The sequence below is a fragment of the Corynebacterium sp. HMSC14H10 genome (genome assembly GCF_001807105.1).
Taxonomy (GTDB): Bacteria; Actinomycetota; Actinomycetes; order Mycobacteriales; family Mycobacteriaceae; genus Corynebacterium; species Corynebacterium jeikeium_D.
Genome location: NZ_KV787410.1, coordinates 109,699 through 123,381, shown reverse-complemented (window position 1 = coordinate 123,381; position 13,683 = coordinate 109,699). Strand labels below are relative to the sequence as shown.

The following is a 13,683-nucleotide window of genomic DNA, read 5'->3' as shown; positions in this document are numbered from 1 at the left end:
ACTTACATGTTCATTCCACAGTCGTGGGTCACTGAAATCGTTCGCGGCCCAGAGAACACCATCAACCCGGACTGGTCCGTTACCCCGGACGAGTTGGATGAGGGCTTTGTCCGCGTTGGTTTTGAAACCGAGGGGCACGAGCCGCTGGAGAAGGTCGAGGGGCCGCTGGTTTTCGGTCGCGTCGACCACATTGAGGAGCTCGAGGGCTTTAAGAAGCCAATTCGCTTCTGTCAGGTCAATGTCGGTGATGTCAATGGCACCGGCGAGCTGCAGGAGATCATCTGTGGTGCCCGCAACTTTGAAGAGGGCTCCATTGTTATCGTCGCACTGCCGGGCTGCGTGCTGCCGGGTGGGTTCGAGATTTCCGCACGGAAGACTTACGGCAAGATTTCCAACGGCATGCTCTGCTCCGAAGCTGAGCTGGGTATGACCGATTCCTCCGCCGGTATTCTGACGCTGCCGTCGGCCCCAGCTGAGCTGGGTTCGTGCGCCAAGGAATTCATCGGTCTCGATGACGAGAAGTTCGAGGTCAACATCACCCCGGACCGCGGTTACGCGCTGTCGGCCCGCGGTCTGGGCCGCGAGATCTGCTCCGCCTTCAACCTCGACTTCGCCGATCCAGCCAAGGTCAACGAGCTGCCGGTCGAAGGTGAGGTCCTGAACGTCACTATCGACGAGGACACCGACACCCGCCGCTTTGGTCTGCGCCGAGTCACCGGCATCGACCCGAACGCCGAGACCCCGTGGTGGATGCGTCGCCGCCTGCTGCTGGCTGGTCAGCGTCCGGTCAACGTGGCCACGGACGTCACCAACTATGTGATGCTACTGCTCGGTCAGCCGATGCACGCTTTCGACGGTTCCAAGATCGCTGGTGGCCTGCACATCCGCAACGCTAAGGCCGGCGAGACTCTGACCACCCTCGACCACGTGGACCGCAAGCTCGACCCGGCAGACGTTGTCATCTGCGACGACAATGGTATTCAGTCGCTGGCCGGCATCATGGGTGGTCTCACCTCCGAGATCGCCGACGACACCACCGATGTGGTCTTCGAGGCCGCCAACTGGTCGCCGCTGCATGTCTTCCGCAGTGGTCGCCGCCACAAGCTGAGCTCCGAGGCTTCACGACGTTTCGAGCGCGGCGTGGACACCGCTCTGGTCGAGCCGGCTCTGGATCTGGCCTGCCAGCTGCTCGCTGACATCGCCGGCGGCACTATCGACACTGGTCGCACCCTGCTCGGTGAGGTTGCCACCATGCCGACTATTGACTTTGCTGTCAACCGCGCCAGCGAAGTTGCGGGCGTTGATTACCCGCGTGAGACCGTCATTGGACGCCTGCGCGAGGTCGGTTGCGAGGTCGTCGACAACGGTGACCGCCTGGCTGTCACTCCGCCAACCTGGCGCTCGGACCTGACCATGTCCGCTGACCTGGTTGAGGAGATCCTACGTCTGGAGGGCCTGGAAGACATTCCGGTTATCCTCCCAATCGCCCCGGCCGGTCGCGGTCTGACCGAGCGTCAGCTGCGTCGCCGCTTCGTCGGCCACGCGCTGGCTCACAATGGCTACCTGGAGATTCTGCCGACACCGTTCATTGCCAACGATGTCTTCGACGTCTGGGGCCTGGACGCTGATGACCCGCGTCGTAACACCGTCAAGGTCATCAACCCGTTGGAGTCCGACCACGCTCAGCTGGGCACGACTCTGCTGCCGTCCATGCTTGAATCGCTGAAGCGCAATGTTGCTCGCGGCCAGGTCGACCTGTCGCTCTACGGTGTGGAGCAGGTATCCATCGAGCGCGGTAACGGTGTCTCGCCGATGCCGTCTACCGCGGGTCTGCCGAGCGAGGCCGAGCGCGCCGAGCTGCTGGAGTCGCTGCCGGAGCAGCCGCTGCACGTCGCCACTGTCGCCTGCGGTCGTATCCGCCTGGATAGCCCGTGGGGTGACGAGGCCGCGTACACCGTCGCCGACGCCATCGAAGCCGCGCGCATTGTTGCCCGCGCTGCCAACGTCGAGCTGGAGATCCGTAACGCTGAGGTGCTGCCGTGGCACCCGGGCCGCTGCGCTGAGCTGCTTGTCGACGGCGAGGTCGTCGGCCACGCCGGTGAGCTGCACCCGAAGGTGTGCAAGGACGCTGGTCTGCCGGAGCGCACCTGCGCGATGGAGATTAATCTCGATGCACTGCCAGTGACGGAGCACCTGCCGGCGCCGGTACTCAGCCCGTTCCCGGCTGTCCACCAGGACGTCGCGCTTGTTGTCAGCGATGAGGTCTCCGCCGCAGAGGTGGAGAAGACTCTGGTGGAGGGTGCTGGTGAGCTCCTCGAATCCATTCGTATCTTCGATGTTTACCGTTCCGAGCAGATGGGCGAAGGCGTTCGTTCACTGGCGTACTCCCTGCGTTTCCGCGCACCGGACCGTACGCTGAAGGAAGAGGAAGCTTCCGCGGCTCGCGAGGCGGCCATTGAGCTGGCCACTACCCGTCACGGCGCTCAGCTGCGTGGCTAAAAGGGGAGACCACAGGGAGAGATACCCATGATTGGCATCTTGCGGCACCGCGGCAACAGGCTGAATAGCGCAGAGGCACGAGAGCAGCGCGTTGGAGTGCGCGCGGTGAGCAGCGCGAAGCCTGCGGCGACTGTGGCTGCAGCTGCTGTCACGGCAGGTCTGTTGCTCACCGGCGCGCCGAGTGCGGCTGCGCTGGTTGGCGGGGAGGCTGCTGCGCCTAGTGTGGCGGCGGACTCCGTGGTGTCAATCATGGTCCAGACCAGTCCCCATACCGGAAACTTTTGCACGGGAACTGCAATCGCCCCGCAGTGGGTAATGACCGCCGCCCACTGCGTGCGTGATGTCCCGCAGCAGGCTGGGGAAGTAGAGGTCGGTTTCGGTCAGGATTCCCACCGTGTTCCTATCGATAGCTGGGAAATTGCGCCCACCGGTGACGTAGCGCTTGTTCACCTTGCGGGCGACGCAGCTCTTCCGGGGTATCCCGCAATGGAACGTCGTCAAGCGTTTTCGGAGCAAGAAACGGCAGGCACGGTCTATGGGCGATCGCTGCTCGGCGATGTTGCGGATGGCACGCTGCCGTCGGCGACCGTCACCGCTTCGATGTGTCCGGTGAAGTATCAACAGTGCGTGCGGGAAGACTCGGTGTTGGCGCGCATGGAGCGCCCCGCGGCGTTGCAGGTAGGCGATTCGGGCGGACCGCTTTTTATCGACGGCCAGCTAGCGGCGGTGTTCTCGGGCGCGGTGGCTTTTGATGGCAGCGTCGCACCGGAGGAGTCAGGTTACTATCTCTACACCACGACGTCATCGGTGGCGCAGTGGGCAGATGGCGTGATGAGTCAGGAGCCAAGCGTCGCGTTCGTTGAGTAATCTGCCGTGCTCGGCGAACGCGATGTATGTACCGATGACGGCGTTATATTCATAATTCACTCCAGTCACATCGGTAGAATTCCAGCGCTTTGGTAACGAATTCTATGAATATCTTGCAACGCAGTGAATAAAAGTGTTGAATGTTTGGCATGAGTATTTCCGTTGCCATTGCCGGTGCGACCGGTTACGCAGGAGGAGAGATCCTCCGCCTCCTGTTGTCGCACCCGGCGTATCTTTCCGGCGAACTGACCATCGGCGCACTAACGGGAGCATCCAACGCGGGTGCCCGTGTGGGCGACATTATGCCTCATGTGGCACCTTTGGCTGACCGTCGTATTGAGCCGACTAATGGTGACACACTCGCCGGGCATGACGTGGTGTTCCTCGGTCTGCCCCACGGTCATTCGGCTGCGATTGCAGAGCAGTTGGGCGATGACACGGTGATTATTGACTGCGGCGCGGATTTCCGCCTGCAGGATGCCGCTGAGTGGGAGCACTACTACGGCTCGGAGCACGCCGGTACCTGGACTTACGGTATTCCAGAGCTGCCGGGCAACAGGGAAGTAGTCGCTGCTTCCAAGCGCATTGCTGTGCCGGGTTGTTTCCCCACTGGCGGTACCATTACGGCACTGCCGGCAGTTGCAAAGTGCCTGGTCAAGCCGGATCTGTCCGTTGTTTCTATCACCGGTACCTCTGGTGCGGGCAAGAAGGCAGCTGTGCCCCTGCTCGGGTCCGAGGTCATGGGCAATCTCCGCGCCTACAACACTGCGGGCAAGCACCGCCACACCGCAGAATTCCTGCAAAACCTCAAGCCGTACGCAGAGGATCTCACCGTCAGCTTCACACCGGTGCTCGCCCCAACGTCACGCGGCATTCTCACCACCATCACCGCTCCGCTTGTCGACGGGGTGACGGAGGCAGTCACACGGGAGGCCTACCTCGAGTTCTACAAGGATGAGCCGTTTGTGCAGGTGTTGGCCGAAGGGCTGCAGCCTCAGACGCAGTCGATAATTGGCTCTAACTTGGTTCAGATTCAGGTTGAGGTAGATGAACGCGCCAAGCGTCTGGTGCTGACCTCGGCGATCGACAATCTGACAAAGGGCACCGGTGGTGCCGCAGTTCAGTGCATGAATTTGGTTACTGGACAGAATGAAACTGCAGGACTTCCCCTGGTAGGAGTTGCCCCATGATGAAGGAAGAAAAAGAAGGTCTCGTCAACGTCGCTGGTGACGAAGGCGGCGTATGTGCACCTCAGGGGTTCGCGGCCAGTGGTGTCATTGCAGGCATCAAGGTCAGCGGAAACCCGGACATGGCGCTCATCGTAAACCAGGGGCCGGAGAAGACTGCCGCGGCTGTCTTTACTACCAACCGTGTCCAGGCTGCGCCGGTGACGGTATCCAAGAAGCACATCGCTGACGGCAAGCTGTCCGCTGTGGTGCTGAACTCGGGCAACGCCAATGCCTGCAATGGTCAGCCGGGTATTGCCGACGCCCTCGAAGTCTGCCAGAAGGTCGCAGATGAGCTCGGCGTCGATGTTACCGAGATTGGTACCTGCTCCACCGGCTTGATTGGTGACCGGCTGCCGATGGACATTGTTCTGGCAGGTGTGCCGAAGCTTTGTGAGAATCTGGGCAGCGATGCCGCCGCAGGTACGGCTGCAGCAGAAGCCATCTTGACCACTGACTTGGTGGCAAAGCAGGCCGTTGCGCATGGTGACGGATTCACTGTCGGCGCTATGGGCAAGGGTGTTGGCATGATTAGCCCGTCGATGGCCACGATGCTCGGTGTGATTACGACGGATGCGTCGGTAAGCGCAGAAATGGCGCACGAGGCAATTGCCAAGGCGAGCGAGGTTACGTTTAACCGCCTAGATATTGATGGCTCCACATCCACCAATGACACCGTCATCATTTTGGCCAACGGTGCCTCTGGCGTGAAGCCCTCGCAGGAGGAGCTCGACCAGGCAGTGCTCAGCGTGTGTGATTCCATTGCACGCCAGATGCAGTCGGACGCCGAAGGCGTGACCAAGCGTGTGTCCGTGACCGTGCGTGGCACCGGTGGCGCGGAAGATGCTCTGGTAGCTGCTCGAATTATCGGCCGCGACAACCTCTTCAAGTGTGCGATGTTCGGTTCGGACCCGAACTGGGGTCGTGTGCTGGCGGCTGTCGGCACTGCACCGGTGGATATGGATCCGGAGCACATCACTGTTTCCTTCAACGGTCATGTAGTCTGTCGCGATACCGGTGGCACGCCAGATGCCCGTGAAGTGGATCTCTCCGGCAAGGACATCGCCGTTGAGGTTGACCTCGGTACTGGTAATCCGGAAGAGGCCACGATTCGTACGACTGACCTTTCCCACGACTACGTTCACATCAACTCGGCATATTCGTCGTAAAGGTTTTGAGGAGACTCTGCAATGGTTCACCAGTTGACCGAAGGGCTGTCCTTCGAACAGCGGGCACATGTGCTGGCGGAAGCACTGCCGTGGCTGCAGCACCACCGCGACAAGATTGTGGTGGTCAAGTACGGCGGTAACGCGATGACCGACCTGAAACTGAAGAAAGCCTTCGCGCAGGACATGGTTTTCCTGCGCACCGTGGGTGTGAAGCCGGTGGTTGTCCACGGTGGAGGCCCCCAGATTTCGTCGATGCTCAAGCGCCTGGGGCTGGAAGGAGAGTTCCGAGGCGGTTTCCGTGTCACGACTCCGGAGGTCATGGAAATTGTCCGCATGGTGCTCTTCGGGCAGGTCGGCCGCGAACTGGTGAACCTCATCAACGCCTACGGCCCCTATGCAGTGGGTACCTCTGGTGAGGATGGCGGCCTGTTCACTGGTACCCGACGCACGGTAAATGTCGGTGGCAAGGAGACAGATATCGGGCTGGTTGGCAATATCACCGAGGTGCACTCGGAAACGCTATTGGACCTGATTGATGCCGGACGTATTCCGGTGGTTTCCACGATCGCGCCGTCCGCTGATGGCAAAGAGGTCTACAACATCAACGCCGACACGGCAGCAGGCGCACTGGCATCGGCAATTAACGCGAACCGTTTGGTGATTCTGACTAATGTCGAGGGTCTCTACACGGATTGGCCGAACCGCGATTCGCTGGTGTCGAAGATTTCCACTTCGCATCTGCGAGAAATCCTTCCGACGCTGGATTCCGGAATGATTCCGAAGATGGAGTCCTGCTTGAACGCAGTAGATCGGGGAGTGCCTGCAGCCCACGTTATCGACGGCCGCCAGCCACACTCGGTGCTGCTGGAGCTGATGACTTCCGGCGGTATCGGCACAATGGTAGAGCCCGGATAACGCAGAAAAGACTGACAAGAATTTAGCTACACACGTTAGGCAGGTCGAAAGACGACATGAGCGACTTCAAGCAGCAGTGGCAACACACGATGATGAACAATTACGGCACGCCGCGCATTGAGCTTGTGCAGGGTAAGGGCGCTATTGTCACGGATTCCGAGGGCAAGGAATACCTGGACCTGCTCGCCGGTATTGCAGTCAACGCGTTGGGTCACGCACATCCGGCCATCGTGGAAGCTGTGTCCAAGCAGATTTCCACGATGGGGCACGTGTCCAACATCTTCGCCTCTGAGCCACCGTTGGCACTGGGCGAGAAGCTCATTGAGCTCACTGGCTGGGACACTGATGACACCCGGATTATGTTCTGCAATTCCGGCACCGAGGCCAATGAGGCCGCGTTCAAGCTGGCGCGGTTGACGGGGCGCAATCGCATTATCGCTACCCACCACGGGTTCCACGGCCGTACCATGGGCGCACTTGCCATGCCCGGTCAGCCGGACAAGCGCACCCCGTTCGAACCGATGCCGGGTGGAGTCGAGTTCGTGCCCTACGGTGACATTGACTTCCTCACCAAGACCATCGAATCCGATCCGTTGGGTGTCGCTGCGGTGATTCTGGAACCAATTCAGGGTGAGACCGGCGTGGTCGCACCGCCAGAGGGGTACCTCGCTGCCGTCCGCGAACTGACCAAGCGATTCGACGTCCTCATGATTGTCGACGAAGTACAGACCGGCATTGGCCGTACCGGCCAGTGGTTTGCCCACCAGCACGATGGCATTGTGCCGGACGTTATGACCCTGGCGAAGGGGCTCGGCGGCGGCCTGCCGCTGGGTGCTGTCATCGCTAACGGCCGCGCAGCGGAACTGTTCACTCCTGGTGCGCACGGCACCACCTTTGGTGGCAATCCGGTCTGTGCCGCTGCCGGCCTGGCCGTCATCGAGACGCTGGAAGAGGAAAAGCTGCTCAACCGAGTCACTGAGAAGGGCAAGGTCCTGGCTCGCAAGCTTGCGTCGTTAAGCCATGTCGATCACGTGCGTGGTCGCGGTTTCATGCTTGGACTGGTGCTGTGCGAGAACCTGGCGAAGGAAGCGGTTAACGCAGGTTATGAGCGTGGTGTCATTCTGAACGCTCCGCAGGCGAATGTGCTGCGTATCGTGCCGCCGCTGAACCTCAGTGATGAGGAAGTCAACCGTGCCGTCGAGTTGATTGATGCCTGCCTGAACGACGCCGCTGAGGCTGTCGCCAACAAAGGAAGGAATTAGAAACTGATGCTCCGTCATTTTCTCGCCGATGATGACCTGACTCCACAGGAGCAGGCTGAGGTGCTTCAGTTGGCTGCAGAGCTGAAGGCAGCGCCGTACTCCCGACGGCCGTTTGAGGGGCCACAGTCGGTTGCGGTGCTGTTCGACAAGACGTCGACTCGTACCCGTTTCTCCTTCGACGCTGGTATCGCAGCTCTGGGCGGCAACGCGATTGTGGTCGAAACCGGTAACTCGCAGATGGGCAAGGGCGAAACCTACCAGGACACCGCTGCTGTGCTCAGCCGCTTTGTCTCGGCAATCGTCTGGCGTACCTACGCACAGTCAGGGCTGGAGGCCATGTCTGAGACCGCGACGGTGCCGATTGTCAACGCGCTTTCCGACGAGTTCCACCCGTGCCAGATTCTCGCTGACCTGCAGACCATCATCGAGCACAAATGCCCGGAAGAAGGCCAGGCGGGACTGCGTGGCAAGAAGGCTGTCTACTTTGGCGATGGTGCCAACAACATGGCCAACTCCTACCTAGTAGGCTTCGCCACCGCAGGGCTGGACGTCACCATCTGTGCACCGGAGAACTTCCAGCCGGAGCAGGTCTACGTCGACCGCGCCAAGAAGGTCGCGGAGCAGACCGGTGCGGCCGTGGCCGTAACCGCAGACGTCGATGAGGCCATTGCCGGTGCCGACGTTGTCATCACCGATACCTGGGTCAGCATGGGGCAGGAGAACGACGGCCTGGATCGTCGCACTCCGTTTCTGCCGTACCAGGTCAACGCTGAGCTGATGGCGAAGGCAAATGAGGATGCCATCTTCCTGCACTGCCTGCCGGCATACCGCGGCAACGAAGTTACTGCCGAGGTCATCGATGGCCCGCAGTCGGTAGTCTTTGACGAGGCGGAAAACCGCATGCACGCTCAGAAGGCGTTGCTGACCTGGCTGGTGGAGAGGCAGTAAGGTCATGACCGCAGCACAACCAGGTTCTCGCACAGCTCGGCAGACGCGCATCGCTGACCTGTTGGCGCAGCATCACGTGTCCAGTCAGGTTCAGCTCGTCGAGCTGCTTGCCGACGAAGGCATTGAGATTGCGCAGGCGACGTTGTCCAGAGACCTCGATGAGCTGGGCGCCCGAAAGATTCGCGACGGAGTCAACGGTTCGCGTTATTCCATCGTCGAAGATGCACTCGTTGTCTCCAGCGGGGCAGTGGCCAGGATGCGGCGCGTTTTAGACGAGCTGCTGGTCTCCATTGATCATTCGGGCACCATCGCGGTTGTGCGTACACCACCGGGAGCCGCACAGTATCTAGCCAGTGTGATTGACCGTGCGGGACTCAAAGAAATCGTTGGCACAATTGCGGGAGATGACACCGTAATGTGCCTGGCTAGAGAACCACTTTCCGGCGCTGACCTAGCCCAGCGTCTAGCCGCCGGAACGAACCAGTAAACTATTTCACGAAATGCTTTAAAGCACCGATTAAAGGAGCGCTTACCCTATGACCAACCGGGTTATTCTTGCTTACTCTGGTGGCCTCGATACCACCGTTGCTATTCCGTACCTCAAGGAAATGACGGACGGCGAGGTCGTCGCAGTTTCTATCGATGTCGGACAGGGCGGCGAGGACATGGAGTCCGTGCGTCAGCGCGCTCTGGACGCCGGCGCTGTCGAAGCTGTCGTTGTCGACGCCAAGGACGAGTTCGCCGAGGAGTACTGCCTGCCGACCATTAAGGCCAATGGTCTCTACATGAAGCAGTACCCGCTGGTTTCTGCACTGTCGCGCCCGCTGATTGTTAAGCACATGGCGAAGGCGGCAGAGGAGTTCGGTGGCACCCACGTTGCTCACGGTTGCACCGGTAAGGGCAATGACCAGGTCCGTTTCGAGGTCGGTTTCGCCAACACCGCACCGGATCTGAAGATCATCGCTCCGGCTCGTGACTTCGCGTGGACCCGCGATAAGGCCATCGCCTTCGCTGAGGAAAAGGGTCTGCCAATTGAGCAGTCCAAGTCCTCTCCGTTCTCCATTGACCAGAACCTCTTCGGTCGTGCCATTGAGACCGGCTACCTGGAGGACCTGTGGAACGCACCAACCAAGGATGTCTACGCGTACACCGAGGATCCGACCCTGAACTTCAGCTCCCCGGACGAGGTCATCATCTCCTTCGAGGACGGTAAGCCGACTGCCATCGACGGCAAGAAGGTTTCCGTGCTTGAGGCCATCGAAGAGATGAACCGCCGCGCTGGTGCTCAGGGCATCGGTCGTCTGGACATGGTTGAAGACCGCCTGGTCGGCATTAAGTCCCGCGAGATTTACGAGGCTCCGGGCGCAATTGCCATCATGACCGCACACGCAGCGCTCGAGGACGTCACCGTTGAGCGTGAGCTGGCTCGTTACAAGCGCCAGGTCGAGGGCGAGTGGGCCAACCTGGTCTACGACGGCCTGTGGTTCTCGCCGCTGAAGCGCGCGCTGGATGCCTTCATCGAGGAGTCCCAGAAGGGCGTTTCCGGTGACATCCGCATGGTCATGCACGCAGGTCACTGCAACGTCAACGGTCGTCGTTCGAACACCTCGCTGTACGACTTCAACCTGGCTACCTACGACGAGGGCGACACCTTCGACCAGACCCTGGCTCGCGGTTTTGTCGAGCTGCACGGCCTGTCCTCGAAGATGGCCGCAAAGCGCGACTTCAAACTGTAAAGATTCTCCAGAGCGACTAGAGCGAAAGGCCTATTGGAAAAGACAATGGTCGAAAAGCACGGTACCAACGAAGGCTCCCTGTGGGGCGGCCGCTTTGCCGGTGGCCCGTCCGAGGCGATGGCCGCATTGAGCAAGTCCACCCATTTTGACTGGGTGCTCGCGCCTTACGACGTTCTTGCGTCCAAGGCCCACGCCCGAGTGCTGCATGCCCGTGGGCTGCTCAGCGATGCCGACTTTGACACCATGATCGAAGGCCTTGATCAGCTCGGTCGCGACGTTGCCTCCGGCGAATTTGGTCCGGAGCCGACAGATGAGGACGTCCACGGTGCCATGGAGCGCGGTCTGATTGATCGCGTCGGCCCGGAGGTCGGCGGTCGCCTGCGCGCTGGTCGTTCCCGCAATGACCAGGTGGCAACTCTGTTCCGCATGTGGCTGCGCGATGCCGTGCGCGGCGTTGCACTGGATGTCACTGACCTGGTTGCCGCCCTGGTGGCTCAGTCCAAGGCACATCCGGATGCCATCATGCCGGGCAAGACCCACTCCCAGGCAGCGCAGCCGGTATTGCTGGCCCACCAGTTGCTGGCTCACGCGCATCCGCTGCTGCGCGATCTGGACCGCATCCGCGATCTCGACCGTCGACTGGCTGTGTCCCCGTACGGTTCTGGTGCGCTCGCAGGGTCCTCGCTGCACTTGGATCCGGAAGCCATCGCGGAGGAGCTCGGCTTCGACTCTGCCACGGACAACTCCATTGACGGCACTTCTTCGCGTGACTTCGCCTCTGAGGCGGCATTCGTCTTCGCCCAGATTGCCGTGGACATGTCTCGCCTGGCAGAGGAAATCATCTACTGGGCCACCCCTGAGTACGGCTACGTCACTCTGGCTGATGCCTGGTCGACTGGATCCTCCATCATGCCGCAGAAGAAGAACCCGGACGTGGCAGAGCTGACCCGCGGTAAGACCGGTCGCCTGATCGGTAATCTTGCAGGGCTCATGGCCACGCTGAAGGCTCAGCCGCTGGCCTACAACCGCGACCTCCAGGAGGACAAGGAGCCTCTGGTGGACTCGGTCGAGCAGCTAACCCTACTGCTTCCGGCTTTGACCGGTCTAGTGGCAACGCTGACCTTCCACGAAGACCGTCTGCGCGAGCTCGCTCCGGCTGGCTACACCCTGGCCACGGACTTGGCTGAGTGGCTGGTCCGCGAGGGCGTACCGTTCCGCGACGCTCACGAGGCATCCGGCCAGTGTGTCCGCATCGCAGAGTCCAAGGGCAGTATCGGTCTGGACGAGCTTTCCGACGAGGACCTCGCCGGTGTCCACCCGGCACTGACTCCGAAGGTCCGTGAAGTGCTTACTATTGACGGCGCTGTCGCTTCCCGCGATACTCGCGGCGGCACCGCGGGTGTCCGTGTTGCAGAGCAGCTCGCTCGCGTTGACGAGAAGAATACCGAGCTGAAGCAGTGGGCTGAAAAGCCGGTTCGCGGCTAAAGCTGCTAGAGCTAGCAAACCTGCTAGCCCAGCTAACGCAGCTAATTAATCGGTGTGCGGTCAATCGACCGCACGCCGATTTTTTACAGCCCGGGGGGGGGAGGAGAAAAACCAGCAACCCGACAACTGATGACCCGGTAACTATCAACCCGATAACTGGCCACCCGAAAAATTACGGGCTCCACGTGCGAATACGGGCTGCAAATGTGAAACTGTGTAAGTTTATGACACTTTCAAGCCATTTTTCGGACCATTTTTGTCATAAACGCAGTCACTAACTCGCGTTGGCACGCCGTCGCCAGCCATAAACGCAGACAGTAATTCACGCAGTCACTAACTCGCATTGGGTCGGTACCGCCAACCTGCGGAAGCCAAAAAGTAGCCCCGAGGGGGATTACCCTCGGGGCTACTGTGATGAGCTGGCTAGCTCGAAAGTCTTAAATCAGACCCTGCAGCTTCGACAGGTCGAACGGAATGGCTGCGACCAGTTCCTGCGGGAGCTCAACCTCGCCGGTCAGTGCACGGAACTCAGCGATGAGTGCCTGAGCGTCGGACAGGCTGTCGACGTTGGACAGGCGGTCAGCGAACTGCTGGACCAGGTCAGTCTTGGAGTCGGAAGCAGCAGCTGCCGGAGCGGCCTGTGCGCGAACAGGAGCGGAGCCCTGGCTCGGGTGCGGACGATCGGTCGGGCCGGAGGAGAGACCCAGGCTTGCGGAGCAAGCCGGCCATGCGCCCCAACCCTGCTGAGCCAGGACCTTCTCAGCAACGTAAATCTGCTGCTCGCGGGAAGCCTGATCAGCGGTCGAAGCGAACTCGTTACCACCGAAAGCGTTCCAGGTGCTTGCGGAGAACTGCAGACCGCCGTAGTAGCCGTTTCCGGTGTTGATGTGCCAGTTGCCGCCGGACTCACACTGTGCCAGGCGGTCCCAGTCGGAGTCCGGAGCTGCAGAAGCGGTCGGTGCGAAGATAGCGGCACCGGCACCGAGGATTGCGCCGGTCAGTGCAACCTTTGCCGAAGTGGAAGCGAAGGTGTTGGTCTTAGCTGCGTGGCGAGCCATATGAAAATTTCCTTTTCGTCGATTTTCTTTGTGGCGCCAGTGGGGCTAATGCAACCCCATCTCACTCTTATGGAAAGTTCTTCACGTTATTGATAACGGGCCGATGTCATCGCACTGGAGTGAGATGAAGGCGATCTATGCGACTTCGTCCGTTAAACGCGTCGATTGCACACCGTAGCGGTTGATAACGAAATAGTCACGCGAATCGCCGGATTCTTAATTTTGAGCGCAGGTGGGAAATATGCATAAAAGTAGGTGAAACTGCAGGTAAGAGACGTGACTGTTATTGGTGTTGTGTAAGTTAAAACTTCAAAATGTGATAAAGCTCACGTTATCGTCTTGTTATTTTTCCGGTTTTGGCGCGCCGCATGCACTGAGAAGGATGGCCATAAGAGATAGCCATAAAGAACCAACGCTGGCAGTTAGTTGCCGTCTCGGTGCGTCAATCCGCGAGAGTGTTCGCTTCACGCAGATCCGTCTTCCCTTTATGTCCCCATCTATGGGTATAATTGAGTTCT

11 protein-coding genes are annotated in these 13,683 nt (G+C 60.1%); 10 read left to right on the top strand and 1 reads right to left on the bottom strand.

What is annotated here, in order from left to right:
• Positions 1 to 6 precede the first annotated feature (6 nt).
• From pheT to argH, 10 genes are all read left to right on the top strand, one after another.
• A complete protein-coding gene (pheT, locus tag HMPREF3135_RS01900; protein ID WP_070437620.1) occupies positions 7 to 2,499 on the top strand; it encodes a phenylalanine--tRNA ligase subunit beta in 2,493 nt (830 codons plus the stop codon).
• 27 nt (positions 2,500 to 2,526) lie between these two features.
• Positions 2,527 to 3,366, top strand: coding sequence for a trypsin-like serine protease (locus HMPREF3135_RS01895; RefSeq protein ID WP_070437617.1), 840 nt, complete (start codon positions 2,527 to 2,529; stop codon positions 3,364 to 3,366).
• Between the two features lie 149 nt (positions 3,367 to 3,515).
• On the top strand, positions 3,516 to 4,556 hold the full coding sequence (gene argC, locus HMPREF3135_RS01890; protein ID WP_070437771.1) for an N-acetyl-gamma-glutamyl-phosphate reductase: 1,041 nt from the start codon (positions 3,516 to 3,518) through the stop codon (positions 4,554 to 4,556).
• A complete protein-coding gene (gene argJ / locus HMPREF3135_RS01885; protein WP_005511724.1) occupies positions 4,553 to 5,761 on the top strand; it encodes a bifunctional glutamate N-acetyltransferase/amino-acid acetyltransferase ArgJ in 1,209 nt (402 codons plus the stop codon). The genes argC and argJ overlap by 4 nt, the downstream gene beginning before the upstream one ends.
• A gap of 21 nt (positions 5,762 to 5,782) precedes the next feature.
• Entirely contained in the window at positions 5,783 to 6,676 is an 894-nt protein-coding gene (gene argB, locus HMPREF3135_RS01880; RefSeq protein WP_049193940.1) for an acetylglutamate kinase, read from the top strand.
• 56 nt (positions 6,677 to 6,732) lie between these two features.
• A complete protein-coding gene (locus HMPREF3135_RS11260; RefSeq protein WP_070437616.1) occupies positions 6,733 to 7,938 on the top strand; it encodes an acetylornithine transaminase in 1,206 nt (401 codons plus the stop codon).
• A 6-nt stretch (positions 7,939 to 7,944) separates the two neighbouring features.
• Complete coding sequence (argF, locus tag HMPREF3135_RS11255; RefSeq protein ID WP_038625624.1) at positions 7,945 to 8,886, top strand: ornithine carbamoyltransferase; 942 nt, start codon at positions 7,945 to 7,947, stop codon at positions 8,884 to 8,886.
• 4 nt (positions 8,887 to 8,890) lie between these two features.
• A complete protein-coding gene (locus HMPREF3135_RS01865; protein WP_070437612.1) occupies positions 8,891 to 9,373 on the top strand; it encodes an arginine repressor in 483 nt (160 codons plus the stop codon).
• A gap of 49 nt (positions 9,374 to 9,422) precedes the next feature.
• Positions 9,423 to 10,622, top strand: coding sequence for an argininosuccinate synthase (locus tag HMPREF3135_RS01860; RefSeq protein ID WP_016422894.1), 1,200 nt, complete (start codon positions 9,423 to 9,425; stop codon positions 10,620 to 10,622).
• A gap of 45 nt (positions 10,623 to 10,667) precedes the next feature.
• Positions 10,668 to 12,107: an argininosuccinate lyase gene (argH, locus tag HMPREF3135_RS01855; RefSeq protein WP_070437609.1), complete on the top strand. Its 1,440-nt coding sequence runs from the start codon at positions 10,668 to 10,670 to the stop codon at positions 12,105 to 12,107.
• A gap of 437 nt (positions 12,108 to 12,544) precedes the next feature.
• Here argH and HMPREF3135_RS01850 read toward each other — a convergent pair whose 3' ends face one another.
• Positions 12,545 to 13,165 carry a transglycosylase family protein gene (locus tag HMPREF3135_RS01850; protein ID WP_016423316.1) on the bottom strand — a complete coding sequence of 207 codons (621 nt, stop codon included), beginning with the start codon at positions 13,163 to 13,165 and terminating at the stop codon, positions 12,545 to 12,547.
• Positions 13,166 to 13,683: the final 518 nt, after the last annotated feature.

Bases quoted from the DNA above. Each gene is read 5' to 3' on its own strand.
- pheT (WP_070437620.1), top strand. From the start codon at position 7: ATGTTCATTCCACAGTCGTGGGTCACTGAAATCGTTCGCGGCCCAGAG.
- HMPREF3135_RS01895 (WP_070437617.1), top strand. From the start codon at position 2,527: ATGATTGGCATCTTGCGGCACCGCGGCAACAGGCTGAATAGCGCAGAG.
- argC (WP_070437771.1), top strand. From the start codon at position 3,516: ATGAGTATTTCCGTTGCCATTGCCGGTGCGACCGGTTACGCAGGAGGA.
- argJ (WP_005511724.1), top strand. From the start codon at position 4,553: ATGATGAAGGAAGAAAAAGAAGGTCTCGTCAACGTCGCTGGTGACGAA.
- argB (WP_049193940.1), top strand. From the start codon at position 5,783: ATGGTTCACCAGTTGACCGAAGGGCTGTCCTTCGAACAGCGGGCACAT.
- HMPREF3135_RS11260 (WP_070437616.1), top strand. From the start codon at position 6,733: ATGAGCGACTTCAAGCAGCAGTGGCAACACACGATGATGAACAATTAC.
- argF (WP_038625624.1), top strand. From the start codon at position 7,945: ATGCTCCGTCATTTTCTCGCCGATGATGACCTGACTCCACAGGAGCAG.
- HMPREF3135_RS01865 (WP_070437612.1), top strand. From the start codon at position 8,891: ATGACCGCAGCACAACCAGGTTCTCGCACAGCTCGGCAGACGCGCATC.
- HMPREF3135_RS01860 (WP_016422894.1), top strand. From the start codon at position 9,423: ATGACCAACCGGGTTATTCTTGCTTACTCTGGTGGCCTCGATACCACC.
- argH (WP_070437609.1), top strand. From the start codon at position 10,668: ATGGTCGAAAAGCACGGTACCAACGAAGGCTCCCTGTGGGGCGGCCGC.
- HMPREF3135_RS01850 (WP_016423316.1), bottom strand. From the start codon at position 13,165: ATGGCTCGCCACGCAGCTAAGACCAACACCTTCGCTTCCACTTCGGCA.